This window comes from Pseudomonas sp. OST1909, from assembly GCF_015277575.1.
Lineage (GTDB): Bacteria > Pseudomonadota > Gammaproteobacteria > Pseudomonadales > Pseudomonadaceae > Aquipseudomonas > Aquipseudomonas synxantha_A.
Map to the genome: position 1 here is coordinate 4462069 of NZ_CP063780.1, position 24688 is coordinate 4486756.

Here is a 24688-nt window from a genome sequence, read left to right on the forward strand (position 1 = left end):
GCCACCCGATAGACCGCCGCGTCGTCATGATCGACTTAACGACGACTCGGCAGCACCTTTGCGCCGGTCAGGCCTTCGGGGCCTGGCGGGCGCTCTTTCTCTTGGAAGACGCTGGAGCCACCCCTTCCTCGCGCAGACGATTAATCAGCAGCTGCGCATTCTGCACATGCCACACCCTCGGGTTTACCTTCGAAAACCATTGACCTTAAAGTTGGCTTTAAACCTAAGTCAGTGGGTGGCCAAGGCGTGTGATTGCACCCCTCCTCATGGTTTTGGATTTTTCATCAATTTTAATAAATACCCAGGCCAGCGCCATCGCGGGGTGGACTGATCGGGGGTGCCTGCAAGGGTGTCTACCAGAGAGCGCGTCTTCAAAGGGTCGGCTACGGCCTCATCGACGACGCTGTGCGGCTGCCTGTCGTCGACTGAAGGCGCAGCCGCCCGACGCGGTTTTCCGGTGGCCGGGTCCATGGTGTAACCCGCGGCCTTACCTTTTTCGGTGATGGTCCAGATGCCATCGGTGTTGATAAGCACGGGCTCATCAAATGTGAGCGTTACCTCTTTGGCTACTGTGACCACCATATTGTCGTTGATACTTATCGGTGTATAAGTCGCGAACTCCCTGCCCAGCAAAGCTTGCGTGGCACCTGCACTGGAAAATTTCAGCACCATCTGCTCAAGGAAAGCGATGCTGCCCATATTGCTCAGCGCGCCGAAGTCCGGGTTCAGGACATGACGTAAAAAACCCTGTTCGAGGCGGGTAGAGTCAATGGCCGAGCCGTACAGAATGCGTGATGCCGCAGCTACATCATGCTCCTTGAAGTTGAACGTCACCCGGCGCCCCTCCTGGTTGTAGCCATTATTACCGCTCAAGAGCTGGCGACCATTGTCGTGATGGCGGTAGTTGCCGAGGTCGTAGGCCAGCATGTCGACATATGCCAAGTCGGCTCCTTGCTCCTGCGCATAGGCGTACATGTCCGACAACAGGCTGCGATCATCACGAGTCAGGAAGTCGTAACTGCTTTGGGCCATATTGCTAGAGGTCAGGGTGCCTTCGGCCACCGCAGGTTCATACCCCAGGAAGAGCCGAGAAATCATGAGTTCACGCCCAATGGCGGAACCTGAAGAGGCGCTGACCCGCTGTTCATTCAGGCGAACCTCCTGCCAGGCTGCGCGCCGTTCGTTGACGGTGAACGTACCGCTTTCGTCGCGAGCAATCAGCGTCAATTGATCGATCGCGAGTCCTTTGAAAGGGTTACTGGCCAAACCGTTGGCAAAGGCGGTGGCTTGCTTGGCGCGCTCAAGCAATTCCAGAACGTGAGTATCGGGAACCTCAGCATCATGCTGAGCTTTGTCAGCGAAATATCTTTCGTCGCTGATCGCATCGAGCGGGTTGGAGAGGTTGTTGCCTGGGTCTTCTTGACGCATGCCGGCGTCATGGTTGGCAGCGTCACTTAGTTGCCTCGCCAGGATCGATAAGGTGTTGTCAGCATCGGCTTCAACAACGGCAGGCGCGCCGATAGGGTCTCGAAGAGGCAACACCGAGGCTGGGCTCAAGTCACGGACAACAGGACCAAATGATGCACCTATAAGCTCCATAATCATCACCCTTTAATTAAAGGTCAGTGTCGACACATCCAGTAGGATTCACGCTCCAACACTGCATGATTTACAGCTTCAAGTAAGCCAGCTACTTCCTAAAAACGTGAAGTCCGCATCTGTAATACCAAGCAGTAGGACTCTGTCAGCCACTTCGTAGTCCCGCCTCCCCTCTACCTGAACCGACCGTTTCGGGTCATGCTGCGCCCTCCCTTTCAAGGACGAAAAAAGCATGAAAGCCCCCCTCGCCGCTCTGCTGCTGATGTGCCTGAGCGCTCCCGCATTCGCCAGCGACAGCCCCGTCGGCTTTCAAACCACCACCCTGCCAGACACCCACAACAACCGCCCGCTGGAAATGGCTGTGTGGTACCCCGCCACCACCAATGCCAACCCCAGGCTGATCGCCGACAATGTGGTGTTCATCGGCGTGCTGGCCGTTCCGGATGCGGCGCCGACGCCCGGCAAGCATCCTTTGGTGGTGCTCTCCCACGGCTACGGTGGCAATTGGGGCAAACAGGCGTGGCTGGCCAGTGCGCTGGCCCGGCAGGGTTATATCGTGGCAGCGGTCAACCACCCGGGCACTACCAGCCAGGATCGCAGCGCGCAGGCGGCTGCGCAGTTATGGCAACGGCCGAGGGATTTGAGTCGGGCCATTGATGCGTTGCTGGCGCAGCCGGCGCCATTCGGTGCGGTGGATAGCGACCGGATCGCGGTGGTGGGGCATTCCCTGGGGGGCTGGACGGTGATGGAGACGGCCGGTGCGCGTTTTGACCCGGCGCTGTTTGCCCGGGACTGCAGCGCCCATCCGACGCTGGTCGCGTGTACCGCCTACCGCGAGATGAATCCTGAGGGCACTGCGAACGGGAAGGAGCAATTGGCCGCGGACTTGAGCGACAAACGCGTCAGCGCCGTGGTGTCTTTGGACCTGGGCCTGTCGCGCGGGTTTACCGATGCAAGCCTGGCGGCGCTTCCGGTGCGGGCCTTGGTGATCGCCGCCGGTGTGCCGTCAGCGGATTTGCCGGCGCAGATGGAATCGGCCGACATGGCCAAGCGGTTGCCAAAAGCCTCGACGCAGTACGTGGAGATCCGCGACGCCAGCCATTTTAGTTTTATGTCCCAATGCAAACCGGGCGCGGCGGCGATACTCGACGCCGATGTGCCCGGCGATGGCATTATTTGCCAGGACGGCAAGGATGCGCGGCCACGCCCGGTGATCCAGCAGCAGGTGATCACGTTGATCAGCGAGTTCCTGGCACGCTGAACCATTAATCCAGGACCACGGCGATGAATAGCGGCAAAAAAGACACCTTCGCCTATCAAGCGGTGTACCGCTACCTCATCGAGCTGATCGAGGCCTGCCCTGCCGACGGCGAACGCAAATTGCCGTCCCTGCGCCAACTGGCCCTGTGCCTGGGCGTGTCGGTGTCGACCACCAAGTACGCGTATGCATTGCTTGAGGAACAAGGGCGGATCCAGGCCAGGCCCAAGCTCGGTTTTTTCATCGTCCCAGGCTTGGCTGCCACCATCAACCCAAGCTCATCCCCCCTGCTCGACCAGGTCTTCGCCAACGCACGCCAACCCGGCATGCTGGCCCTGAGCAGCGACGCGCCGGCGATGCTGCTGTCGCTGGAGCAGCCCTTGCTGATGGTGGAGCGTGAACTGACCCGGCAGTACCCGCGCTCGCTGGCACCACTGTATCTGCCAATGGGCGAGCCCGAGTTGCGCGCGGCCTTGGCCGAACGCTATAGCCGCTCTACTGACCATTACTGGCAAGCCGACCAGGTGTATATCGGCTCGGACCTGCACAGTGTGTTGGAGGTCTCGCTCAATGCCCTGGACCTGGCGGGCACGCTCGCACTGGTGGAGTCGCCATGTTCGTGGGCGATCCTGCGGCAATTGCAGGCGGCGAAAATCCGTGTGATCGAGATGCCCCTCGGCGCAGATGGACGTTTTGACCTGGACGCTCTGAACGCGTTGCTCAAGCGTGAGCCGATTCGCCTGGCGGTGCTGTCATCGACAGTGAATATGCCCCAGGGCGGTGTGATGCCCGCGCAGGATAAACAGCAGATCTGCGAATGGTTGGCCGAGCGGAATATCTGGTTGTTCGAAAACGACACCTACGGCGAGCTGTATTTCGGCCCCCAACCGGCGCGTTATCGCGACTACGCCGACCCGCACAAACTACTGGTGTTCTCGACCTTCGACAAAGTCATCGGCTCGGAAGCACCCTACGGCTATGTGCTGTGTCGCAGTGCTGGGACGCCGTTGCAGCAGCTGTTCCTGGAGCGCGGCTTTCGCCTCTCGCCGATCCGCCAGAAAGCCATCGCCAAGCTGTTTGCGTCCAAGCGTATCGACACACACCTGAAGGCGTTGCGCGCACGGTTGCTGGCGCGCATGACGCAGCTCAAAGCCCTGCTGTTAACCCACGGCAATGACCAATGGCAGGTGGTCGAACCCCACGGCGGCGCAAGCTTCTGGCTCCGGGCCAGCCGCCCGGTGGATATGCGCCAGGTGTTCGCGCACTTGCTAAGCCAGCGCATCGTCATCGCCCCCGGCGAACTGTTCAGCCAGCAAGGCGCCTGGCCAGATCACCTGCGCCTGAGCTACACACTCGACTGGAGCAAGGACATTGCCCAGGCCGTCCAACTACTGGCCCAGGCGTTGCGTCAAAGCCCGTAGCAGTGCCGGTCTTCGGGAAAACGACCCTGGCGCACATCGTCGGCGAAACGCTCGCAGGCATCGCGAATCACCGCCCCCACATCAGCGTATTGCTTGACGAAGCGCGGCATCGAGCCGCTGCCCAGGCCCAGCACATCCTCGGTGACCAACACCTGGCCGTCACACGCAGGCGATGCGCCGATGCCGATGGTGGGTTTGCTTGAGTCCAGGGTGATCTGCCGGGCCACACCTTCGGCCACCCCTTCCAGCAGCAGACTGAAGGCCCCCGCTTCCAGGTTGGCGCGAGCATCGGCGACAATCACCGTAGCGGTTTCAGCACTCAGGCCCTGAGCCTTGAACCCGCCCATGACGTTGACGAATTGCGGCATCAGCCCCACGTGGGCCATCACCGGTACACCCCGTGCAACCAGGAACTCCACGGTGCCGGCCAGGGCCTGATTGGCCTCCAGCTTGACCGCATCGCAACCGGTACGCGCCAATACTTGGGCACAGTTGCGAAAAGCCTGCTCATACGACTCCTGGTAACTGCCAAACGGCATGTCGGCGATCACACAGGCCAAGCGCGTACTGTCGACCACCGCACGGGTGTGGCCGATGATTTCTTCCAGTTGCATGCTCAGGGTCGACGCCCGGCCATAGCCGACCATGGCGGTGGAGTCACCGACCAGGATGAAGTCGACGATCGGATCGATCAGCTTGGCGATAGCGCTGGAGTAGGCGGTCAGGGAGACGATTTTCTGCTGCCCCTTCATGGCGACCAATTGAGGGACAGTCATGCGTTTGGTACGGGTGTGAATGCTCATCGGGGCTTTTCCGTTTGCGCTGGATACTCGGCCCGATTATTGGCGAAACGAAGGACGATTCAATGCACAGATCAGCGCTAAAAAGCGACCCAGCGCCCGGTCACACTTGCTGAAACTGGTATCATCCGCGCCTTTCCCTCTCAGGCTCCGCGACATGAACCGCCAGAAAAAACTCCAGCAGCTCTTCAAGGCCAAAGCCAAAAAGGCCAGCGCCAAACTGGCGCCCAAAAGCAAAGACAAATACATCAGCAAGGCCGACCGTTTGAAGCTGGAAACCGAAGCTGGCCAGGACCCGGTTACGTCCCCCGAGACACCTGCTGAGTAAGACGCATGGCTGAAGGGGTGGCCGCTTCATACTTGCCCCAGATGCGCCGCAGATGCCGCGCCGAACCAAAGCCTGCGCGCTCGGCGACGGTTTCAATGCCCAGGTCCGACTCGGCCAGCAGTTCACGGGCCACAGCCAGGCGCAGGCGGTGCAGGTAGTCCAGCGGGCTGATACCGACATGCTCCTGGAACAAGCGCCCCAGGTGGCGGCTGCCGGTACAGGCCAGGGCCGCCATGCGGGTCACGGTCCAGGCTTCACAGGGGGCTGCGGCGATGGCGTCCTGCACCCGATGCACCGCCGGGTGCAGGTGATTACGCCCGGTTATCCACGGCGACAACTGCGGGTCGCTGCCGCTGCGGCGCAGGTACACCACCATGTCCCGCGCTACCGCGCACGCCAGCCGTGGCCCGGCCAGCTCGGCGACCAGGTGCAGCATCAGGTCGATACCGGCCGTGACACCGGCGCTGCAACTGACCGGGCCATCGGTCACGTACAAGCGGTTTTCCAGGACGCGAGCCTTGGGCGCCATGGCTTGCAAGGTGGCGCACAACGAGTGGTGCGTGGTGCATTGGCGGCCATCCAGCAATCCGGCGCTGGCGGCACTCAACGCGCCGGCGCATACGCAGATAAGGCGTTCAGCCGAGGGTGCGAAGACGTTTTGCAACCAGTGGGTCAGCCGCTTGCTGGCCGAGTCGAACGCCTGCTGGTGCGTCTTGCTGACCTTCATCGTGGAGCCCACCAAGACCACCAGGGTGCCGGGGGCCAAGGTCGGTGGCAGTGGCGCCAGCCCCGTCAGCGGCAACCCGATGGAGGTGTGCAGCGTTGCCACCGGGCTGACGTACTGCAAGTCGAAATCCACCGCCGCCGGGTCATCGACCTGGGCGGCCAGGCGCAGCACTTCGGCAGGCCCGGCCAGGTCGAGCATCAGTACGTTTGGCAACAGCACAAACAGCACCGGCACACTCATCGATTCACTCCGCCAGGGCCTGGGCGACCGTCACGATGCGGGCGAAGCGGTCATCGAGGACCAGCTCCGTGCGTTCGCGAATCTCGGCCGGCGTATAGACCCGGCCGCTACGCGCGTGGGTCATCGGGAAGGTCAGCGTCGCCTCGCTGACAAAATCCACCGTGAAGCCGCTGTCGCAAGCCTGCCGCGTGGTGGTCTCGCAGCATTGCTCGGTGCGGATGCCGCTGATGATCAGCGTGGTAACGCCCATCTCTACCAGACGAGCGGCCAGTGGCGTGCCGGCCAAGGCACTGTGGTAGCGCTTGTGGATGACCAACTGCGGATTGATCGACAGCTCGCTCAGTGCCCTGACGTTGCCCGATTGCATGGAGAAATGCCCCTGGTCTTCAACATGGAAGACTTGTACCACCGGGATGCCCCGCTGAACACAACCGTCGATGAGGGCCTGCTGTTTTTCCAGATAGTCGGGCAGGTCATTTTCGGACCAATAGGTTGAATGACGGAACGAGTGCTGGGCGTCGATCACGATCAGGGCTTTACGGCTCATGGACAGTCCTTTTGGCTTGCATCAGTGGGTGAACGATGCAAGCCATGGTAAGGACAACCCACAGCGCACGACAGGCGCAAGGCAGACTACTTCAGGACGGATTCGGACATGTCATCGGACACACCATGGCACAACGGCTGCCGGGTTCGAAGCCATGGGCGTATTCATCTGCCAGGATCGTTTCCAGACGCGGATCACTGTGAGTAGCGAAGCCCAGGCGCCGGTAGAACGGTGCATTCCACGGTACATGCACAAAGGTGGTCAGGGTCACTGCATGCAGTTGCTGGGCGCGGGCGTGGTTCATCGCCGTTTCCACCAGCCTGCGCCCCCAGCCCTGGCCTTGCAGCGGCCGGGCCACGGACACTTCATGGATATGCAGATCGTCGCCAAAGCGTTCTGCGCTGAGGAAACCCTGGGGTTGGTCGTGGTGATCAACCACCACCCAACAGGTCGATAGCGCGATCCACTGCCGATGGCACTCGACGCCAATCGACGCGGCATCCGCCAGCCAGGCCAGCCCTTCGATTGCGCGAAACGCCTGGGCCGCGCACTGCTCGATGGCGGGCAACAAACCGGCGTCTTGCGTGCGCGCCAGGCGAATGTGGGCGGACTGCTCAGCAACCACTCAAGGCCACCTGGGGCCGTTCGCCGGCAAAGAAGAAGGGCCGCAGGCGCACGCCCACGCCGTTGCCGATAAAGGCCGCCACCAGCCACACCCAGCCATGCAGGCTGCCCGAGGCGACGCCACTGAAATAGGCGCCGATATTACAGCCATAGGCCAGGCGCGAACCGTAGCCGAGCAGCAGGCCGCCGATCACGGCGGCGATCAACGAGCGTGCCGGAATATTCAGGCTGGGAGCGAAACGCCCGGCCAAGCCAGCGGCCAGCAGCGCGCCAAGGACAATGCCGATATCCATGACGCTGGTGATGTCTTCCCAGACCGGCGCGGCCAGGGCCTTGGCATTGCCCGGCATCTGCCAGAACGCCCAACTCGCCACATCCACACCCAGCCCGCTCGCCACTTTGGCGCCCCACAGCGCGAACGCCGAGGTGATGCCCCACGGCCGCCCAGCCAGAGCCAGGGTGGCGTAGTTGAGCAGCGCCAGGCCAATCGCGCCCCACACCAGCGGCCAGGGTCCGCGCAGGAAGCGGCGCAGCCCCTGGTGCTCGCTTTGCACGCCTTGTTCAAGCTGGCCGTGGCGGCGCTTTTCCAGGCGCACAGTTACCACCGCAATCAGCGCGAACACTGCCAGGCTCAGGATCAACGCCGGCAAAACACCGAAACTCTTGACGATGGACACCGCCGGGAACGACGGCAGCGCAAACCACCAATCAACATGATGAGTAGCAATCAACGAACCACAGATAAAAAACAACAACGTCACCAACATGCGCGCGTTGCCGCCGCCCACGGTGAACAACGTGCCCGATGCACAGCCGCCACCCAGTTGCATGCCGATCCCGAAGATAAACGCCCCGAATACCACCGACACCCCGGCCGGCGCCACCAGCCCCACTACCGGCTGGCCGAACAGGCTGCCCGCGCCCAGCGCCGGGAAAAACAGCAGCACCGCCACCGCCAGCATCACCATCTGCGCCCGCAAGCCGGCGCCACGCCGGTCATTGATAAATACGCGCCAGGCCGAGGTAAAACCGAAGGCAGCGTGGTACAGCGTCAGGCCCAGCGCGGCGCCGACCACCAGCAACAACACTTGGCGTGCGCCAACGGTGTTTTGCAGGAACAGGGCGCCCGCCACCAGGATGATAAAGGCTATCAGTGGCGCGGCAGGCTTGCGTGCAGGCGCCAGGGAAAGGGAGGTGCTCATGGGGATCTCGATGGGTTGGAAGGAGGCCAGTATAGCCCCAGACGGAATTTGATCAGGCGCAGGCATTGCCCAGAGGCTCATCGTTTGAACCACCGCCTTCGCAGCCTCGCTAAAGCTCGACAGCTCCCACAGGGATTAGCGGTGCTGAGTTGATCTCGATTGGCAGGGCCATTGCGACAAACACAACTCCCGACAACAACACCGCCCAAATATGGGAGCTGTCGAGCCCCAGCGAGGCTGCGAAGGCGGCGGCACAGTCAACATCTTCATCGCCCAAACCATCGCTATCGCAGCCTCGCTAAAGCTCGACAGCTCCCACAGGGATTAGCGGTGCTGAGTTGATCTCGATTGGCAGGGCCATTGCGACAAACACAACTCCCGACAACAACACCGCCCTAATGTGGGAGCTGTCGAGCCCCAGCGAGGCTGCGAAGGCGGCGGCACAGTCAACATCTTCATCGCCTGAACCATCGCTATCGCAGCCTCGCCAAAGCTCGACAGCTCCCACAGGGGATCGACAGTGCTGGGGTGATCTCGGTTGGCAGGGCCATTGCGACAAACCCAACTCCCGACAACAGCACCGCCCTAATGTGGGAGCTGTCGAGCCCCAGCGAGGCTGCGAAGGCGGCGGCACAGTCAACATCTTCATCGCCTGAACCATCGCTATCGCAGCCTCGCCAAAGCTCGACAGCTCCCACAGGGGGATGAGGAGGAATGACTAACGCTGGCTGATCGAGCTCCACGCCGCTTCAGCCAGCAGCTCACGGTACTCGAAGGGACTCTTTTTGACCTTCGCCGACAGCCACGCACGCGAATAGCTTTCCGCCGCGCCAATGATCAACGAAGGAATAAGTTCTGCGGGCAAATGGCTGAAGTGTTCCTTGCGCCCTTCCCCGCCCATCCACTCCTTCAACTGCTGGTTGCGCTGCTTGTTGCGCGCAATCAACTCGTCCTTGAACGGGCCGTTGGACACGGCAAAACGGCTTTGGAAAACAAACCGCGCCCAGTCCGGCTGGGCGGTGACCCATTCAACGTAGCTGTACACCAGGCCAACCACACCGGCGTGGGCCGTATCCGCCGCTTGCAGGTAGTGGTCACGCAGGCTGGCCTGGTCTTCCAGCGCAGCAAAGAACAGCGCGGCGACCAGCCCTTCCTTGTTGCCGAAGTGGTGATAGATAGCGCCCACGCTGGTGTCGCAGCGCGCACGGATGGTCTCGATGTTGGTCGCCTCGATGCCTGCCTCGTTAAAACAGGCCAGCGCCTCACGCAGGATGGTGCGCTTGAGGTCGCTGCGCCTGCCGGGGAAGGTGCGCTCGATGAGATCGATGGAGTGCATGGGGGGAACGCCAAATCAAAACAGTTTATAGGCTGAGCGACCGCCAGAGAAAGCTCGGGTTGACAGGCATGGAATCTACAGAATATTGTTCTGTTACGGAATATTATTCCGCAATTAAACTTTGAGGATATTCGTATGAGCCAAGCACTGAGCATGTTCAATAGCGTAGGCCCTGCCGCATTCAGCAACCTGGCGTGCCAGATGGCACCCTACTTCAGCACCATCACTCCCGAGATCGCGGAACTCAAGCCCAACCATGCAGTGGTCACCGTGCCGTTTCGCAAGGAAATCACCAACCACCTGGCTTCGGTGCATGCCATTGCGCTGTGCAACGCCGCCGAACTGGCCGGTGGCATGATGACCGATGCATCGATCCCCGCTGGCGCACGCTGGATTCCCAAGGGCATGAGCGTGGAATACCTGGCCAAGGCGAAAACCGATATCCGCGCCGTCGCCGATGGCAGCGCTATCGATTGGCAGACTGCAGGCGACAAGATCGTGCCGGTAGAGATCTTCGATGCGGGCGGCGTCAAGGTCTTCACTGCCCACATCACCATGAATGTGAAGCTCGCTTAGCCCCTCAGCCGGTACAGGCGGTATCAGCGACACGGCATCTGCAAGGCGTGACTGAACGCGTGGATGTGGTCGACGATGCGCTGCGAAGCGGTGCGGATTGCGGTGGTGGTATTGCCGGCGATATGCGGCGTCAATTGCGCACCGGCAATGCCCGCCAACGGCGAGCTGAAACGGTCTTTTTCCAGGGCGAAGGTGTCAATGGCGACCGCCTTGATATGCCGGGGAAACCGGGTCATGAAGGCGGCCAGTTGCTGCTCGTCGACGATGCCACCGCGAGCGGTATTGATCAGTATCGAACCCTGGCGCATCCGCTTGAACTCGGCGCTGCCGAATAAGCCGCGAGTCTGCGGGGTGAGCGGCACATGGATCGAAACGATATTGGCCTCATCCAGCAACTGTTCCAGGGTTTTCCTGCGTTGCAGCCCGAGGCGGCGCGCCTCCTGCTCGGTAAAGCGCTCGGACCCGGTGGCAATCACCTTGATCCCCAACGCGCTGGCTTTGCACGCCACCTGCTGGGCAATGCTGCCGGTGCCCACCAGCCCGAGGGTGAGTTCGGCGTATTCAGCAGCAGGCGCCAAGGTGCCTTTTGACCAGTGGCCTTGGTGGGTTTGCGCGTTGTAGTGGTCCAGATCCCGAGACAGAAACAACGCCTGGGCCAACACGTATTCAGCGACAGCGGTCGCATTGGAACCCGGCGTATGCAGGACAGTCACTCCCGCCTGCTCGCAAGCCTGTCGGTCGATATGGTTGAGGCCGGTCCCGGCCTGAGCGATGGCGCGCAGCGGTGTGGGCAACCCGGGTGAGCTGGCGGCGCGAATCAGTTCGCCGCCCAGCGGAATATTCAAGCGCGTCTTGAACACGCTGTAACCCCCAGCCTGATCCACCGCGGCGATAAAACCCCGCTCATCATGGCCGTTGATATCGGCATACCCGATGCGTGCGCCATAGCGCTGCTGGATGCTGTGTTTATCGGTGAAATAATAGAGGTTAAGGACGACCGCCAAGCCCAGTTCAAGGAATCGATCGATTTCCTCATAGAGCAGCGGCGGGTCGGGCGCGTCGAGTATCAGAGTGGTGAATGCCATGGGTTGATCCTTTTGAAGGCACCGCTAACTCAAACAATGGTTGCTTGATTGCCGCTTCGAAGACCGCATTGCCCAAGGTCGCCGCCCGCTTCGACCAATAAAGCATGGGCCTGATTTTTCGGTAAAAGACCTGTTTGGAATAAAACGAACGGGAAAAAATCATCGGCCCGTCAAAAAAAACACGCATGTGCTCCAAGGCCATAATCGAGGCGCTTAACTTTTTGATTAATCAGGGCTAAATAAAATCATTCGAAAACGTCTTACTCAAAGGAAAATCTCGGCACCCATAGCGTGCGAGAGACACCTGAAAAAATCTTCATAACCCTTGAACGTCAGCCAAATGAATAGGCGAAGCGCTTGCGAGTCCTGTCCATCGGCATATTCAGGAACATACGCCCCGGTGAAACGGCGCGCCCCTAGCTCAGAAGGGTCTCTATGCAAAGCCTCCCGTTCTCTGCGTTACGTCTGTTCGGTGTGCTGGCAGTCATGGTCTGCGCGCTGTTGACGACGCAAGCCCGTGCCGATTACACCGACCTTTCCCTGACCCATGAAAAAAATATTCAGTCCTACGTCGTGAATGCCGACGGCAGCTTTGTACTGGATGTCGAACGGGTTATGCGGATCAATGAAGAGCGCGCGATCACCTCCAACGCCCAGCGCTCGGTCACCTACAATCGCACCCTCGAAACCCTGGATATCGTCGAGGCCTACACCCTCAAACCCGATGGCCGCAAAGTCGTGGTAACACCCGACCGGATCAAGGAGCAGCAGGAGCTTGAGTCTGCCCAGGCGCCGATGTTCCAGGACTCGCGGGTCAAGGTGGTGATCTTCCCGGAGCTGCAAGTGGGCGATCGGATGGTGCTGCGGTACCAGCGCCATCGCAACACGCCGTTGTTTCCAGGGCAGTTCGAAGACCTTTTCTCGCCGGATTTCTACCAGAATGAACAGGTGCGCCTGAGCTACGACATGCCCGCCGAAATGAAGCTGTACGCCGACTCACGGGGTTTCAAGGCGTCTACGCCAGCCAACGCCAACGGGCGAACGGTGTACCGCTGGGACTTGGAACAAACCAAGAAAAACCGCGTGGAAGAAGGCTCCGTTGCCTACACCGACTACGGGCAACTGCTGGCCGTATCGACGTTCACCGACTACAAACAGTTTGCCCAAGCCTACGCCGCGCGCGCGCAGGTAGAAGTGACCCCGGCCATGACCCAACTGGCCAAGGAACTCACCGCCAACCTCGACAACCCACGCAGCAAGGCCCTTGTGCTAAGTGATTGGGTACGCAAGAACATTCGCTATGTGGCCGTGTACGTCGGTGCCGGCGGCGTAGTGCCGCATTCAGCGCAAGCGGTGCTGGATAACCGCTATGGCGACTGCAAGGACCATGTGGCCCTGCTTGAAGCGCTGCTCAAAGCCGTCGCCATTGAAAGCGCGCCCGCCCTGATCAACGCCGGCAACGCCCACGTACTGCCCAAGGTGCCAACCCTGGGGGTGCTCAACCATGTGATCACTTATGTACCCAGCCTCGATCTGTACCTGGACTCCACCGCGACACCCATCGCCGCTGGCTACCTGCCTCTGCCCGAACTCGGCAAACCGGTGTTGCTGACACAGACCGGTGAACGCACACAAACGCCGTCCGGCCAACCTGGCAAAGTGAACACAACCATAGCCTTCAAGGTCAACGCCAAAGGCGCTGCAGACTTTACCAATGACTCCACCATCGACGGTTGGGGCGCGGAGTTTAACCGCTTCATGCTCAAGGCCATGCAGCCGGCCGACCGTAATCAGCTGGTGCAGCAGATTCTGAGCATGTATGGGCAATCCGGCAGCGGGTTGATCGAAACTGACGCCTTGGACGGCACTGCCAATACCTTCAAATTCGCGATTAAAGGCCACACCAGCAACCTGGTGAACCTCCCTGGACCGACCGGGGTGCCTACCCTCTCCAGCCTGGCCGGCGGTATTGGCCAGAGCGTGTTTTCCTTGATCGTCGAAAAGGAACGCACCCAGGCCTTCACCTGCCTTTCGAGTGAGATCTCAGAAGTTGCGCGCCTGGAGTTCCCCGCCAAGGTGAAGATCCTCGCGGTGCCCAAGGCAGTATCGGTGAAACAGGCAGGCTTCGACTATCGCTCGACCTATGTGAAGAAGGCCAATACGGTGCTGATCACCCGTCAGTATGTGTTTAGCAAGCCAGAGATTCTCTGCACCCCAGAGGATTTTGCAGCCATGCAACCGGCGGTTGAAAGTATGGTCAACGACTTGAAAAGCCAGGTCATTGTGCAGACGTTGTAACGCCCTCGCGGTTCTTGCGTGGCAGTGCTGAAGCACTGGCGCGCGGGAATCGTAGGCTGTGATGCTGAGGCGCGGGTATAAAAACCGCTCCCCACCCAGCCGTCGCTATTGTGAGGCGCTATCTGCCTTTAATGTTCTGACTCGACAGCCCGCACGCTCGTAAAATCAAGAATGACCGTAAACCTCTGTTGCTCACGGATCACTTCAATCTGCCAGCCCAGCTTTGCGCACAATTGCCGCATCAACTGCAACCCTAGCCCATACCCAAAATCGTCGGACTCCTGTCGCGGCTTGGCCTCGCGGACGTGATTGGCAATCATCAGCCGCGGGTATTTGAAACGGATGTCTACCGTGCCCTCTTCTGCGTATTGCAGCGCATTGCGCAAGAAGTTGCCGATCACGATACGACACGCCGTAGGGGGCAGTCGGCAAGGTTCGGTGTGGATGTCGATGCTTAGCTTGATATCCCGATTACCGATCAGGTAGCGGTGCTTCTCAATCAGTTCGCCGACTACCTCGCTCAGATTAACGTCTTGCTCGGGCAGCGATTCGGAACGCTCGCGGCTCATCCATAGCAATGTCTCGGCGATCAGTTGCATGTTCATCACAGAGCGTTCTATGCGTTGCAAGGAAGGCGGCAGCACACCGCCCGATTGCAGGGCCAACAATTCGATATTGGCCTTGAGCACCGCCAGTGGCGTGCGCAGTTCATGGCTGGTGTAGCGCAACAGGCGGCCTTCACGCTGGCTGGCGGCCTGCACCTGCTCAACACTTTTGGCCAGGGCATCGGCCAGCATATTGAACTCCTTGAAGCTGAAACCAGGCCGTGTGCTGGCCAGGGCATCAGGGTCTTTGAGTGTGCCGGACCATTGCACCAGACGCCCCAGCGGCCGAACCAGCCACCAGACCAGCAAGGCAATGATGATCAGCGCCGGCACGAATACCGCCAGGCTGATGAACTTGACACTCTCTATGACCTGATCGAAATAGGCGTCAGACAACGGCGTCTCGACCTCACCCCCGGCTTCGTTATCGTGGTCGATGTCGTACATGTAGAGGGTTTTGCCGTCACCCAGGGGCTGTTCGAGGATGATCTGGAAAGGCTCGTCGTCGTCATCGGAATAGAGATCGCCGAAGATATTCACCGCACCGAAGGACAAGCTCGGTGGGGTATCGAGCAACTCACGCACGTCCTGCGGCAATGCCTGCTTGCCGATGACGCTGGTATAGAAGTAATTGTGCGGCGTCGGCGTGGTCGGGTCCTGTTTGTAGTGCCGGAGAAAATATTGGGCTTCCTCCTCCATCATCGCGCTGGCGGTATAGAACAGGCCGCGCACGGTAAATTCAGGCAGCAGCTTGCTGTAGATCACCAGCACCACCGCAATCAGACACAGGAAACTGCCGCTGATTACCCACTTCAGACTCAGGCCGTTACGCATGGGGTTTTACCTGAATGCCGACACCCGCCAGGGTATGGATCAACGGCCGGCCAAAAGGCTTGTCCACGGCCTTGCGCAACCGATGCATATGCACCTTGAGCGTATCAGTGTCGGGTGGCTCATCGCCCCAGATCTTCGCTTCCAGGCGCTCCCGAGAGACCGGCTGTGGGCTTGCGCGCATCAGGTTTTCCAACAAGGTCCAGCAGATGGGCGACAAATGCAGCTCCTGCCCTGCGCGGCTGACTTTGCGGGTGGTCAGCTCCATTACCAGGTCATCCACTTGCAGGCGACTGGTCTGGCCGCTGCGGCGCAGGCTCAGGGCGCGAATCCTGGCGACCAGCTCGGCCAGCTCGAACGGCTTGACCAGGTAGTCGTCGGCTCCGGCAGCGAAACTGGCGAGCTTGTCCGACAGCGCGTCCAGCGAGGTCAACATCAGGATGGGCGTCTGGATGCCCTGCTGGCGCAACCGATCACATACCTGCTGGCCGTTCAGTCGCGGCAGCATGATGTCCAGGAGGATGACGTCGTAATGCTGATTGAGCGCCAGGTTAAGCCCGGTCTGACCATTACTGACGTGGTCGCAGACAATGCCGCTGATCTCCAGATACTCGATGACGGTGGTGGCCAGATCAAGGTTGTCCTCGACCAGCAGCAAGTGGATATGCACGGGGAAAACCTCGAACAGGGAGTGCGCAGAGGTTTGCAGGATAACGGAACTCGAGCTGCTTTCTGCTGACGTTTACCTGACGTTAACCCACTGCTGCTTAAGCTAAGGCTTCTCTTATCCAGAGCTCGCCCTCGCCATGAACCTGTCTTCGATGATCAAAGGTGCCCTGCTAGCCTTGATTTTCCTCGCCCTGCTGGTGGGTTTCCTGCCGCCGGACGCTCAGCGGGGACGCATGGGCGGCAGCGGCTGGTTTCCGATTGGCCAGAATGCCGAGCGCACAGGATCGAGTTATGTCACCAGCGCGTCCTGATGACATCGGCGCCAGTTATGCCGCCCAGTTGGTCGCGTGCGTGGTGCTGATTGTTGGCGTGTCGGTTTCGGTGGGTATCTACATTGCTCGCTTGAATGCACACGTCGATAAGCAACGAGAGCTGTCACCGGTGTATCTGCACGCCTGCCCCGGAGGTCGCGGGGGCTTTATTGTCTACCCGGATGGCAGGCGCAGCGGTGACAGTTGTTATAGAGCCGATGAAGGGGAACCAACAGGCATCGACGAGGCGCAGAATCTACAGGCTCGCACGGGGCTCTCAAGCGCGACGAGGTGCGGGCAGCGCCTTGTTCATCGAGAAGATCACACCTGCCAACGAAACCGCCAAAATAGCGATAATGACCCATGGAAATGACGTCGACCCAGCCTGCGCCAGCAAAACGCCCCCCACTACTCCACCACCGGCAACCGCGGTATTCCAGGCCGTGGTGTACATCGACTGGGCGACATCAACAGAATCGCCAGCCAAGCGAGACAATGCCGTCTGGGTAATCGTTGCAAATCCTCCGACAGCCAGCCCCCACACTGCAACCGAAGGGTAGATCATTGCCGGGATACTGCCCCAAAGCCCTAGCGACAGCGACGCTAACCCAAAGACAAGAACACTGGCGATGATGAGAAATTGCAACCGGCGATCAATTGTCGCGCCTACAAGCCATAGACCAACGATGGAACCTAGCCCGAAGACAAACAGCACAACATCCAACTCTCTAGCCAGGCCCGAAGCGTCCAGGAATGGCTCAATGTAGATATAGAGAACGTTGTGAGCGACAACGAAAGTGAACACCACGAAGAGAACTGAGCGAATACCCGACTTCAGGAACACATTAACAAGGGACTGCCGTTGCTCCTTGGTCTGCCCAGGAAAATCCGGCACGGTGACCATCACCCATACGATGAGCGATAACGCCAATACGGTCATCAGGCCAAAGGCGCCTTGCCAGCCAATTGCTCGCCCCAGCAGGGCTCCCAGTGGAACCCCCAACACGAGCGCGATCGTAGCCCCAGCACCGGAAATAGCGATTGCCCGTCCACTCAAGTGACTGGGCGTCATGCGCACCGCATAGCCTGCCAGCAGCGACCATACAACGCCGCCAAATACCCCCGCAAAGAAACGCGCCACCAGCGAAACCATGTAATCGTCAGACAGCGCAGTGACCAAATTCACCACGGCAAAGCCAGCGATTGCAGTCAACAGCAGCGGGCGACGACGCATGCCCTGTGTCAAAAGCGTCAATGGAATAGCGGCGATCAACGCGCCCACCGCATACACGGTGATGAACTGCCCCGCCAGGCTTTCCGATACGCTCAGCCCTTGCGAAATCGAGGAGAGCAACCCGGCAGGCATGATCTCCGTCAGAAGCGTGATAAAGGCTGCCATCGCCAACGCCAAAAGGCCGGCAAGGGGTAGCCCTGGGCTCAGAGTGTCAGGTCTGGAAAAACCAGCCGTATTGTTAGACGTCATTCAGATATCACTCCTTTATTCACCCAAACCACACCCATTTCCCGACAGTCGCTGTGTGACGCGGGTACAGCCGCAAGCCTGCGCCGCCGCCCCGTCTAAATGTACATAATCCATCGGGATTTCCTTCTAACGGTTGAAGACTCCGTGATGGCCCCTTTTGCCGGCCACCTGCATCCTATTTGGCAAATATGAGTGTGGCCTACCTCGCGGAAATGAAAAACAGGGTAAGGTTCCGAACATCTATGACAGGTAAGTCAATAATAGGCAGGGTTTATGGAAAGCTTGGGTGTTCTGGATGTGTTTGTGCGGGTCGGTGAAACGCGAAGTTTTACCGCTGCCGGGAAACAGCTCGGCATATCGGCATCGGCAGTGAGCAAGGCAATCGGCCGCCTGGAAGAACGACTGCGTGTACGGCTATTTCATCGGTCAACCCGTACGGTCAATCTGACGCCTGAAGGGGCGCAGTTCCTGGAGCGCTGCAGGCGAATCCTCCACGAGGTCGAAGCGGCAGAAAATGAATTATCTCAATCGCAAGCCACCCCCTATGGAAAGTTAAGAGTCAGTGTGCCGTCTGTGGGCATGCTGTTCATGCCGGCATTCGCAAAATTTAAACAGCGTTATCCAGATATCGAACTGGATATTGACTGCACGGATCGATTGGTAGATGTAATCGAGGAAGGTTTCGATGCGGTTATCCGCACAGGCGATCCGACAGATTGCCGGTTGATGGCACGTGAAGTCGGCACCTACCGACGTGTCATTGTCGGATCCAGCGCATACTTCAAGCACGCGGGCGTGCCTCATAAGCCGGAAGACCTGAGGCAGCACAAGTGCATGTTGTATCGCTACCGCAGTACCGGGAAGTTGGCCACCTGGCCGCTAGGTCCCAGCTTCCCGGGCAACCTCGAGCTGCCCATCAGCATGATAACCAACACCTTGGAGCCCCTGGTCACGTTTGTTGAACATGGCCTCGGGATAGCGTGCGTGCCTGATATTGCGATCAAACGTCAGTTGGCCGAGGGAACGTTGATATCGGTATTGGAGGACTTCAATGAGGACGTTACTACCTTTCGGGTTTTATGGCCTTCGAGCCGTCTCTTGTCGCCTAAATCAAGAGTGTTCATCGACTATATGGTAGATAACCTCTTTCCTCTATAAATAAACAGAAGCTGTACACGCTATGCGCCAACCAGGGTTTGTCCGGCTCGACGCTGACTGAAACGACTGCTGCGACGTTCATTGGCTTACCTCTGAATCAGAGGATTAGAGATGGCGTCCAAATCCAGACAAAAAAGCCTGCATCCCTGCAGGCTTTTCTCTATCTGGCTCCACGACCTAATCCTACCTTCCGGCAATGGAAACGGAATCCGGCTACGCAACGTGTCTCCCGTGGCGCACGTACATTCCTGGGCAATCTCTGCAAGATCACACTCCAACTGATCGAGTGGGAAATAGCGTATCCACAACAAAGCCGTCCGGGCTGATCTTTCCTTGATTGTCGATCCATTCAATCGATTTCAATACATATAAAATATGCATAATGAAAACATTCATGGTTCAATTCGATAACGCAAAAAGCATCTCCAACCAGCGCAAGCACAGAGGCGTAAGCCTTGCTGATGCAGAACCGGTGTTTTACGACGAGGCAGCCCTAACCATGCAAGACCACGATCACGGAGAAGAACGCTGGGTGATCATGGGCACAGATGCAAAGGGACGCGTATTGGTGGTGGCCTACACCTATCGCGATCCCAATTTCGTACGCATCATCAGTGCCCGGCTTGCATCCAGAAATGAACGGCGCCAGTACCTGGAGGTTTGAACCATGAAAGACGAATACGACTTCAGCAACGCCAAGCGCGGCGCTATCGCGCAGAATAAAGGCAAAACCCGCATTACGATCATGCTGGACGATGCAGTGATCTCAGCTGCCCGTGAACGTGCGGAAAATGCCGGCACCGGCTATCAAACTGTGATCAACAACCTGCTGCGACAGGCGTTGGTTTCCCAGGATGCACATAACCTCGCGCCTGCCTCGAAGAAACAAGCCAAAACCCTGCAGGTCATCAACAATGGAATCAGCGTCTCGGAGGTCAAAGCCTTGGAACAGCAGTTGATAGCGCTCGCTGGAGAATTAGATCGAATGCTTGCCAGCCCAAAACCTACCAAATCAAAAAGCAAATCTATCTGAGCCGAAGGATTAGCGATGGCGTCATGGGAAGCGCGCTATGCGGTTGGGTTGTCGGGCCAAATTCCAAGCAAAAAAAAGCCTGCATCTCTGCAGGCTTTTCTCTATCTGGCTCCACGACCTGGACTCGAACCAGGGACCCAATGATTAACAGTCATTTGCTCTACCAACTGAGCTATCGCGGAATGCGCCGTATGTTACTGATTAAAAAGAAGAAGTCAAGCTTTGCGTTACATTCGTTTCAATTAACCGCCATGACCTGTTGAAAACGCCGGTTCCGCCGCCAGATCCAGCCAGGCCCGCGCTGCCGGTGGCAGGTGGGCGCTGGCGCGCCAGGCCAGGGCGATGTGCCAGTCAGTCTGGGGTTCGTCTAGGGGGATCAGGGCGATGCCGGTGTGTTGGTGTTTGTGCGCCAGCATCCGCGGCAGGAAGGCGACGCCCAGGCCGGCGGTGACCAGGTCGACGATAAAGTCGATCTGCCCGCTACGGGCGGTGACTTTCGGGGTCACGCCTTTGCGCTCACACGCGCTGAGAATCTTGGCGTTGAGGGCGAAACCGGCTTCGAACAGGATGAACGGCGAGTCCGCCAGGTCGGTGAAGTCGATGCGCTTGCGTCGGGCCAGCGGGTGGCTGATGGGCAGTACCGCGATCAGGGGTTCGTTGCGAACCGGCTGGTAGTCAAAGCCCTCATCAACCGGCAGCAGCAGTGCGGCCAGATCGACCTCCCCTGCCTCCAGGCATTCACGCAGTTTTTTACTGCCGTACTCGGTCAGTTCAATGTCGATGTCCGGGTAACGGCTGCGGTATGTGGCGAACATGGCGGCAAACAACACGCCGCACCCCACCGGCGGCAAGCCGATGCGTAGCACGCCACGTGTAAGACCGCGCAGGTCGTTGATTTCAGCCAGCAGGTCGTTGCGTTCGGCGAGTATCACCAAGGCGCGGCGGTAGGCGATTTCGCCGGCGGCGGTCAGCTCGTTCTTGTGGCCGAGGCGGTTGAGCAACGGCGCGCCCAACTCATCCTCCAGGGTCTTGACCGCCTTGCTGACGGTAGACTGGGTTAACGCTACCACCTCGGCTGCCTGGGAGAACCCGCCCTGGCGCACCACTTCGACAAACGCACGCAATGTTCGCAGGTTCATCAGCATTCCTTTTGCGACTGGGTAACAGTGATAAAAGTTGTTTTTATCATGTCACAACTTTGCTTATCGTGTAGCACTTTGCCCTGTGGAGACACCGTCGATGATCATCTCGTCCGCTTCCGACTACCGCGCTGCGGCCAAGCGCAAGTTGCCGCGCTTTCTGTTCGACTACATCGACGGTGGCGCCTACGCCGAGCACACGTTGCGCGCCAACAGTTCGGACCTGGCCGAGATCAGCCTGCGCCAACGCATCCTGCGCAATGTCGACAGCCTGAGCCTGAGCACCCACTTGTTCGGCACGGAACTGGCGATGCCGGTCATTCTTAGCCCGGTCGGCCTGACCGGCATGTATGCGCGGCGCGGCGAAGTGCAAGCGGCCAAGGCAGCTGCCAACAAAAACATCCCCTTCTGCCTGTCGACGGTGTCGGTGTGTTCAATTGAGGAAGTGGCCTCGCAGAGCCCGCAGTCGATCTGGTTTCAGCTCTATGTGCTCAAGGATCGCGGCTTTATGCGCAATGCGCTGGAGCGAGCGCAGGCGGCCGGCGTGACCACGCTGGTGTTCACCGTGGATATGCCCACACCCGGCGCACGCTACCGCGATGCGCACTCGGGCATGTCCGGGCCGTACGCGGCGCAACGGCGCATGTTGCAGGCGGTCACCAAGCCGCAATGGGCATTCGATGTGGGCTTGATGGGCCGCCCCCACGACTTGGGTAATATCTCCAAGTACCTGGGCAAACCCACCCATCTGGAGGACTACATTGGCTGGCTTGCCAACAACTTCGACCCGTCGATCAGCTGGAAAGACCTGGAGTGGATCCGCGAATTCTGGAAAGGCCCGATGATCATCAAGGGCATCCTTGACCCTCAGGATGCCAGGGATGCGGTGAGCTTCGGTGCCGACGGTATCGTGGTGTCCAACCATGGTGGCCGCCAACTCGACGGCGTGCTGTCCACCGCCAAGGCGTTGCCGCCGATTGCCGACGCGGTGGGCGATGACTTGACCGTGCTGGTGGACTCCGGCATTCGTTCCGGGCTCGACGTGGTGCGTATGCTCGCCCTGGGTGCCAAGGCGTGCCTGCTGGGGCGCGCGACCACCTATGCGCTGGCCGCCGAAGGCCAACGTGGGGTAGAGAACGTGCTGGATATCTTCGCCAAGGAAATGCGCGTGGCCATGACGCTGACCGGCGTCACTTCCATCGCGCAGATCGACCGCACGACGCTGGTCCAGCCGTGATGAAGGCGGTGTCATTTATGTGAGGTTTATTTGAGACGTCGTTTGTTCGCGACAAACAACGCGAAACACCGTGACATTAAAGTTGAACGGGTCGGCTGCAACGCCGGCCCCTACCAGCCAAATAACTGGCGCCATTAATTAAAAGATAATTTTTATTTTAATTACAGTCTTTTGATTTATAAGAACTTTTTAAAACAAAACGGCTTTGGCACGAATCTCGCTGTAACACTTCCCAAGCAGGTTAAGTGATGACAAGACGTGCGGCACGTGCCTCGGGGTTATAACTCAATGCAAAGCGGTTTAAACTGTTCCCCATGTTTTACGGAACTGAAGGAACAGTAAGACGCCTGGCACTTGCCGCCCTCATCCCGCCTGTAAGACAGCCAAGTGCTTAGAGGCCATCCGCTTATGAAAACACCCACCCAGACCAACGCGATTGACTTCGACACTGCCAAATTGCAGCGCCTGGGATTTGGTCAACCTTCCCTGCGTCCACGCCGCCCCGCAACCCTGAGCGAACTTTGCCAGCAACTGAGCCAACAGTTGCAAACCAGCCTGGAGCCGGAGCGCATCCTCGGCCTGTTCTTTCGCGAAATACAACGCCTGGTACCGCTGGACGCGTTGCAGTATCGCCACGCCGCCAGCGACCTGCGCCTCGAGTTCGGTCATCGTGGCCACCATTCGGTGAGCTACACCTTGAGCCACGAAGGCGAGCACCTTGGAGAACTGGTGTTTCGCCGCAACCAACGGTTGATCGACGAGGAATTGAGCCAGCTTGAATCCCTGCTGGTGACGTTGCTGTATCCAATGCGTAACGCCCTGCTCTACCGTGCAGCCACCCGCAGCGCCCTGCGCGATTCGCTGACCGAAACCGGTAACCGCGTGGCCATGGATCAGACGCTGCAACGGGAAATCGACATGGCCAGGCGGCATCTGCACCCCTTGTCCGTGCTGATGCTGGACATCGACCACTTCAAGAGAATCAATGACACCCATGGTCACGCCGCCGGCGATAGCGTGCTGCGCACCGTGGCGGGGGCGATCAAACACCAGTTGCGTAACGTCGACATGGTATTTCGGTTTGGCGGGGAAGAGTTTCTGATCCTGCTGTCCAACACCGGACGCGATGCAGCGAAGATGGTCGGTGAGCGTTTGCGCCAGGCGGCACAAGCCCAGGACTATTGGGTGGAAGGCACGCGGGTCGAATTGACGGTGAGCCTGGGTTGCTCGACACTGCTGGCGGCCGAATCGGCTGAAAGCCTGCTGCGCCGGGCAGACAACGCGCTGTACGTGGCCAAGCGCGAAGGCCGCAATCGCTTGGCGATGGCGGGGTAATTCCCCGCCATCACGTTTACATTACGCCTCGCTGGCAACGCGCACCGGGCGCTCGCGAATGGCTGGCGCCTTCTCTTTGTCTTTCTCTACGTTCTCCAGGCGCATGCAGCTTTCCAGGAACAGGTACATGTAGTCGTAGCTTTTGCATACTGCCTGGCGCAACTCTTCCTGCAGTGCCTTGCCAGGGTTGTTCCCGGCCAGGGTGCAGATGATTTCCAGGGCTTCCCACGGGTGGGCGTCGTCGTACTGGGCGTGCATCTTCAGCCACTTCATCGCCCGCTTGCGATCTTCCTCGGGGAAGGCGTCGGCATACACACCGGTAGAGCAGACCACGGCAGACCACTCCCCTGTCGCACCCTCGATCGCATAGTTGGTGGCGGCAATCGCGACGATCAACGAATCCGCCGAGCTGGTGTGCCAGCACCAATGACTCAGTGCATGCAATTCCGGCGGCACGTCCTGGGCTTGCAGCTCTTCAAGGCTGACACCATGGGCACGCGCCCAATTCACCCAATAATCCGCATGGTTGAGTTCCACGCGAATGTTGCGCATCAGCCAACGTCGCGCCATATCCTCACCCGGGTGGCGGGCGAACTTGGTCTTGGTCAGGTTTTGCGCCATGTACAAGGCAAACTGTTCCACCACCGGCCAACCACCAATGAGGTAGTGGCGCATGGTCCTGGCGCTGAGGGCGTTGTCGCGCATACGCTGATACAGTTCGTGCTCGACAACCCGACGCTTGCTCTCGCTACAGGCCTGGATCAATTGCTGCGCCCAGGCTGGGTAACTCGAGGCTTCCATAAGCGGCCCGGTTCTGTTGAATGTGTCGATCACTGTAGGGCTCCT

Annotated in this window: 24 protein-coding genes, 1 tRNA gene and 1 pseudogene; 11 read left to right on the forward strand and 15 right to left on the reverse strand. The window is 59.2% G+C overall.

Translation table 11 applies throughout. The features are described 5' to 3' along the window. Positions 1-67: 67 nt before the first annotated feature. A pseudogene (locus tag IH404_RS27875) lies at positions 68-191 on the reverse strand (MerR family transcriptional regulator); the annotation flags it as partial. 73 nt (positions 192-264) lie between these two features. After that, positions 265-1599: a hypothetical protein gene (locus tag IH404_RS19335; RefSeq protein WP_194438798.1), complete on the reverse strand. Its 1335-nt coding sequence runs from the start codon at positions 1597-1599 to the stop codon at positions 265-267. 232 nt (positions 1600-1831) lie between these two features. Here IH404_RS19335 and IH404_RS19340 point away from each other — a divergent pair, with 232 nt between their 5' ends. Continuing rightward, the gene (locus IH404_RS19340; protein ID WP_194438800.1) at positions 1832-2860 is read left to right on the forward strand and encodes an alpha/beta fold hydrolase; all 1029 of its coding nucleotides are present in this window, start codon (positions 1832-1834) and stop codon (positions 2858-2860) included. Between the two features lie 23 nt (positions 2861-2883). Next, positions 2884-4278 carry a PLP-dependent aminotransferase family protein gene (locus tag IH404_RS19345; protein WP_005789862.1) on the forward strand — a complete coding sequence of 465 codons (1395 nt, stop codon included), beginning with the start codon at positions 2884-2886 and terminating at the stop codon, positions 4276-4278. Here IH404_RS19345 and panB read toward each other — a convergent pair. Continuing rightward, positions 4266-5081, reverse strand: a complete 816-nt coding sequence (gene panB, locus IH404_RS19350) for a 3-methyl-2-oxobutanoate hydroxymethyltransferase (RefSeq protein ID WP_194438803.1) — start codon at positions 5079-5081, stop codon at positions 4266-4268. The two genes, IH404_RS19345 and panB, sit on opposite strands and share 13 nt — an antisense overlap. Before the next feature lie 154 nt (positions 5082-5235). Here panB and IH404_RS19355 point away from each other — a divergent pair, with 154 nt between their 5' ends. Continuing rightward, positions 5236-5406 (forward strand): DUF2986 domain-containing protein, encoded by a 171-nt coding sequence (locus IH404_RS19355; RefSeq protein WP_005789864.1) that lies wholly within the window; start codon positions 5236-5238, stop codon positions 5404-5406. On the opposite strand, the gene IH404_RS19360 is transcribed toward IH404_RS19355, so the two are convergent. From IH404_RS19360 to IH404_RS19380, 5 genes are all read right to left on the reverse strand, one after another. Beyond that, positions 5378-6373, reverse strand: coding sequence for a helix-turn-helix domain-containing protein (locus IH404_RS19360; protein ID WP_005789865.1), 996 nt, complete (start codon positions 6371-6373; stop codon positions 5378-5380). The genes IH404_RS19355 and IH404_RS19360 overlap by 29 nt on opposite strands. A 4-nt stretch (positions 6374-6377) precedes the next feature. Further along, on the reverse strand, positions 6378-6920 hold the full coding sequence (locus tag IH404_RS19365; RefSeq protein WP_005789866.1) for an isochorismatase family protein: 543 nt from the start codon (positions 6918-6920) through the stop codon (positions 6378-6380). A 91-nt stretch (positions 6921-7011) separates the two neighbouring features. After that, positions 7012-7545 (reverse strand): GNAT family N-acetyltransferase, encoded by a 534-nt coding sequence (locus tag IH404_RS19370; RefSeq protein WP_005789867.1) that lies wholly within the window; start codon positions 7543-7545, stop codon positions 7012-7014. After that, complete coding sequence (locus IH404_RS19375) at positions 7535-8746, reverse strand: YeeE/YedE family protein (protein WP_194438805.1); 1212 nt, start codon at positions 8744-8746, stop codon at positions 7535-7537. Before IH404_RS19375 ends, IH404_RS19370 begins: the two co-directional genes overlap by 11 nt. A gap of 718 nt (positions 8747-9464) precedes the next feature. Further along, on the reverse strand, positions 9465-10082 hold the full coding sequence (locus IH404_RS19380; RefSeq protein WP_005789869.1) for a TetR/AcrR family transcriptional regulator: 618 nt from the start codon (positions 10080-10082) through the stop codon (positions 9465-9467). Positions 10083-10217: 135 nt separating this feature from the next. On the opposite strand from IH404_RS19380, the gene IH404_RS19385 reads away from it, so the two are divergent. Beyond that, on the forward strand, positions 10218-10658 hold the full coding sequence (locus IH404_RS19385; RefSeq protein WP_005789870.1) for a hotdog fold domain-containing protein: 441 nt from the start codon (positions 10218-10220) through the stop codon (positions 10656-10658). 23 nt (positions 10659-10681) lie between these two features. On the opposite strand, the gene IH404_RS19390 is transcribed toward IH404_RS19385, so the two are convergent. After that, positions 10682-11743: an NAD(P)-dependent oxidoreductase gene (locus tag IH404_RS19390; protein WP_194438807.1), complete on the reverse strand. Its 1062-nt coding sequence runs from the start codon at positions 11741-11743 to the stop codon at positions 10682-10684. A 435-nt stretch (positions 11744-12178) separates the two neighbouring features. On the opposite strand from IH404_RS19390, the gene IH404_RS19395 reads away from it, so the two are divergent. Then, a complete protein-coding gene (locus IH404_RS19395; RefSeq protein ID WP_194438809.1) occupies positions 12179-14041 on the forward strand; it encodes a DUF3857 and transglutaminase domain-containing protein in 1863 nt (620 codons plus the stop codon). A gap of 128 nt (positions 14042-14169) precedes the next feature. On the opposite strand, the gene IH404_RS19400 is transcribed toward IH404_RS19395, so the two are convergent. Then, entirely contained in the window at positions 14170-15480 is a 1311-nt protein-coding gene (locus tag IH404_RS19400) for a HAMP domain-containing sensor histidine kinase (RefSeq protein ID WP_005789873.1), read from the reverse strand. Beyond that, a complete protein-coding gene (locus IH404_RS19405; RefSeq protein WP_078821902.1) occupies positions 15473-16147 on the reverse strand; it encodes a response regulator transcription factor in 675 nt (224 codons plus the stop codon). The genes IH404_RS19400 and IH404_RS19405 overlap by 8 nt, the downstream gene beginning before the upstream one ends. A 136-nt stretch (positions 16148-16283) precedes the next feature. Here IH404_RS19405 and IH404_RS19410 point away from each other — a divergent pair, with 136 nt between their 5' ends. Then, a complete protein-coding gene (locus tag IH404_RS19410; RefSeq protein ID WP_194438810.1) occupies positions 16284-16457 on the forward strand; it encodes a hypothetical protein in 174 nt (57 codons plus the stop codon). A gap of 277 nt (positions 16458-16734) precedes the next feature. Here IH404_RS19410 and IH404_RS19415 read toward each other — a convergent pair whose 3' ends face one another. Continuing rightward, the gene (locus IH404_RS19415) at positions 16735-17940 is read right to left on the reverse strand and encodes an MFS transporter (protein WP_194438811.1); all 1206 of its coding nucleotides are present in this window, start codon (positions 17938-17940) and stop codon (positions 16735-16737) included. A gap of 273 nt (positions 17941-18213) precedes the next feature. Between IH404_RS19415 and IH404_RS19420 the strand changes: the two genes are divergently transcribed. From IH404_RS19420 to IH404_RS19430, 3 genes are all read left to right on the forward strand, one after another. Next, positions 18214-19098, forward strand: coding sequence for a LysR family transcriptional regulator (locus IH404_RS19420; RefSeq protein ID WP_005789877.1), 885 nt, complete (start codon positions 18214-18216; stop codon positions 19096-19098). A 382-nt stretch (positions 19099-19480) separates the two neighbouring features. Beyond that, positions 19481-19762 (forward strand): BrnT family toxin, encoded by a 282-nt coding sequence (locus IH404_RS19425; protein ID WP_194438812.1) that lies wholly within the window; start codon positions 19481-19483, stop codon positions 19760-19762. Between the two features lie 3 nt (positions 19763-19765). Then, positions 19766-20131: a BrnA antitoxin family protein gene (locus IH404_RS19430; protein ID WP_122734455.1), complete on the forward strand. Its 366-nt coding sequence runs from the start codon at positions 19766-19768 to the stop codon at positions 20129-20131. 106 nt (positions 20132-20237) lie between these two features. On the opposite strand, the gene IH404_RS19435 is transcribed toward IH404_RS19430, so the two are convergent. Together IH404_RS19435 and IH404_RS19440 are read right to left on the reverse strand one after the other, a co-directional pair. Further along, positions 20238-20313 (reverse strand) — tRNA-Asn (locus tag IH404_RS19435). A 60-nt stretch (positions 20314-20373) separates the two neighbouring features. Next, positions 20374-21270, reverse strand: a complete 897-nt coding sequence (locus IH404_RS19440) for a LysR family transcriptional regulator (RefSeq protein WP_194438813.1) — start codon at positions 21268-21270, stop codon at positions 20374-20376. 100 nt (positions 21271-21370) lie between these two features. On the opposite strand from IH404_RS19440, the gene lldD reads away from it, so the two are divergent. Further along, positions 21371-22507 carry an FMN-dependent L-lactate dehydrogenase LldD gene (gene lldD, locus IH404_RS19445; RefSeq protein ID WP_194438814.1) on the forward strand — a complete coding sequence of 379 codons (1137 nt, stop codon included), beginning with the start codon at positions 21371-21373 and terminating at the stop codon, positions 22505-22507. A 408-nt stretch (positions 22508-22915) separates the two neighbouring features. Then, entirely contained in the window at positions 22916-23842 is a 927-nt protein-coding gene (locus tag IH404_RS19450) for a GGDEF domain-containing protein (protein ID WP_005789880.1), read from the forward strand. A gap of 21 nt (positions 23843-23863) precedes the next feature. Here IH404_RS19450 and IH404_RS19455 read toward each other — a convergent pair whose 3' ends face one another. Continuing rightward, the gene (locus IH404_RS19455; RefSeq protein WP_005789881.1) at positions 23864-24676 is read right to left on the reverse strand and encodes an iron-containing redox enzyme family protein; all 813 of its coding nucleotides are present in this window, start codon (positions 24674-24676) and stop codon (positions 23864-23866) included. Between the last annotated feature and the right edge of the window lie 12 nt (positions 24677-24688).

Coding starts and splice junctions, on each gene's coding strand:
- IH404_RS19335 (WP_194438798.1), bottom strand. CDS start 1,599: ATGGAGCTTATAGGTGCATCATTTGGTCCTGTTGTCCGTGACTTGAGC.
- IH404_RS19340 (WP_194438800.1), top strand. CDS start 1,832: ATGAAAGCCCCCCTCGCCGCTCTGCTGCTGATGTGCCTGAGCGCTCCC.
- IH404_RS19345 (WP_005789862.1), top strand. CDS start 2,884: ATGAATAGCGGCAAAAAAGACACCTTCGCCTATCAAGCGGTGTACCGC.
- panB (WP_194438803.1), bottom strand. CDS start 5,081: ATGAGCATTCACACCCGTACCAAACGCATGACTGTCCCTCAATTGGTC.
- IH404_RS19355 (WP_005789864.1), top strand. CDS start 5,236: ATGAACCGCCAGAAAAAACTCCAGCAGCTCTTCAAGGCCAAAGCCAAA.
- IH404_RS19360 (WP_005789865.1), bottom strand. CDS start 6,373: ATGAGTGTGCCGGTGCTGTTTGTGCTGTTGCCAAACGTACTGATGCTC.
- IH404_RS19365 (WP_005789866.1), bottom strand. CDS start 6,920: ATGAGCCGTAAAGCCCTGATCGTGATCGACGCCCAGCACTCGTTCCGT.
- IH404_RS19375 (WP_194438805.1), bottom strand. CDS start 8,746: ATGAGCACCTCCCTTTCCCTGGCGCCTGCACGCAAGCCTGCCGCGCCA.
- IH404_RS19380 (WP_005789869.1), bottom strand. CDS start 10,082: ATGCACTCCATCGATCTCATCGAGCGCACCTTCCCCGGCAGGCGCAGC.
- IH404_RS19385 (WP_005789870.1), top strand. CDS start 10,218: ATGAGCCAAGCACTGAGCATGTTCAATAGCGTAGGCCCTGCCGCATTC.
- IH404_RS19390 (WP_194438807.1), bottom strand. CDS start 11,743: ATGGCATTCACCACTCTGATACTCGACGCGCCCGACCCGCCGCTGCTC.
- IH404_RS19395 (WP_194438809.1), top strand. CDS start 12,179: ATGCAAAGCCTCCCGTTCTCTGCGTTACGTCTGTTCGGTGTGCTGGCA.
- IH404_RS19400 (WP_005789873.1), bottom strand. CDS start 15,480: ATGCGTAACGGCCTGAGTCTGAAGTGGGTAATCAGCGGCAGTTTCCTG.
- IH404_RS19410 (WP_194438810.1), top strand. CDS start 16,284: ATGAACCTGTCTTCGATGATCAAAGGTGCCCTGCTAGCCTTGATTTTC.
- IH404_RS19415 (WP_194438811.1), bottom strand. CDS start 17,940: ATGACGTCTAACAATACGGCTGGTTTTTCCAGACCTGACACTCTGAGC.
- IH404_RS19420 (WP_005789877.1), top strand. CDS start 18,214: ATGGAAAGCTTGGGTGTTCTGGATGTGTTTGTGCGGGTCGGTGAAACG.
- IH404_RS19425 (WP_194438812.1), top strand. CDS start 19,481: ATGAAAACATTCATGGTTCAATTCGATAACGCAAAAAGCATCTCCAAC.
- IH404_RS19430 (WP_122734455.1), top strand. CDS start 19,766: ATGAAAGACGAATACGACTTCAGCAACGCCAAGCGCGGCGCTATCGCG.
- IH404_RS19440 (WP_194438813.1), bottom strand. CDS start 21,270: ATGAACCTGCGAACATTGCGTGCGTTTGTCGAAGTGGTGCGCCAGGGC.
- lldD (WP_194438814.1), top strand. CDS start 21,371: ATGATCATCTCGTCCGCTTCCGACTACCGCGCTGCGGCCAAGCGCAAG.
- IH404_RS19450 (WP_005789880.1), top strand. CDS start 22,916: ATGAAAACACCCACCCAGACCAACGCGATTGACTTCGACACTGCCAAA.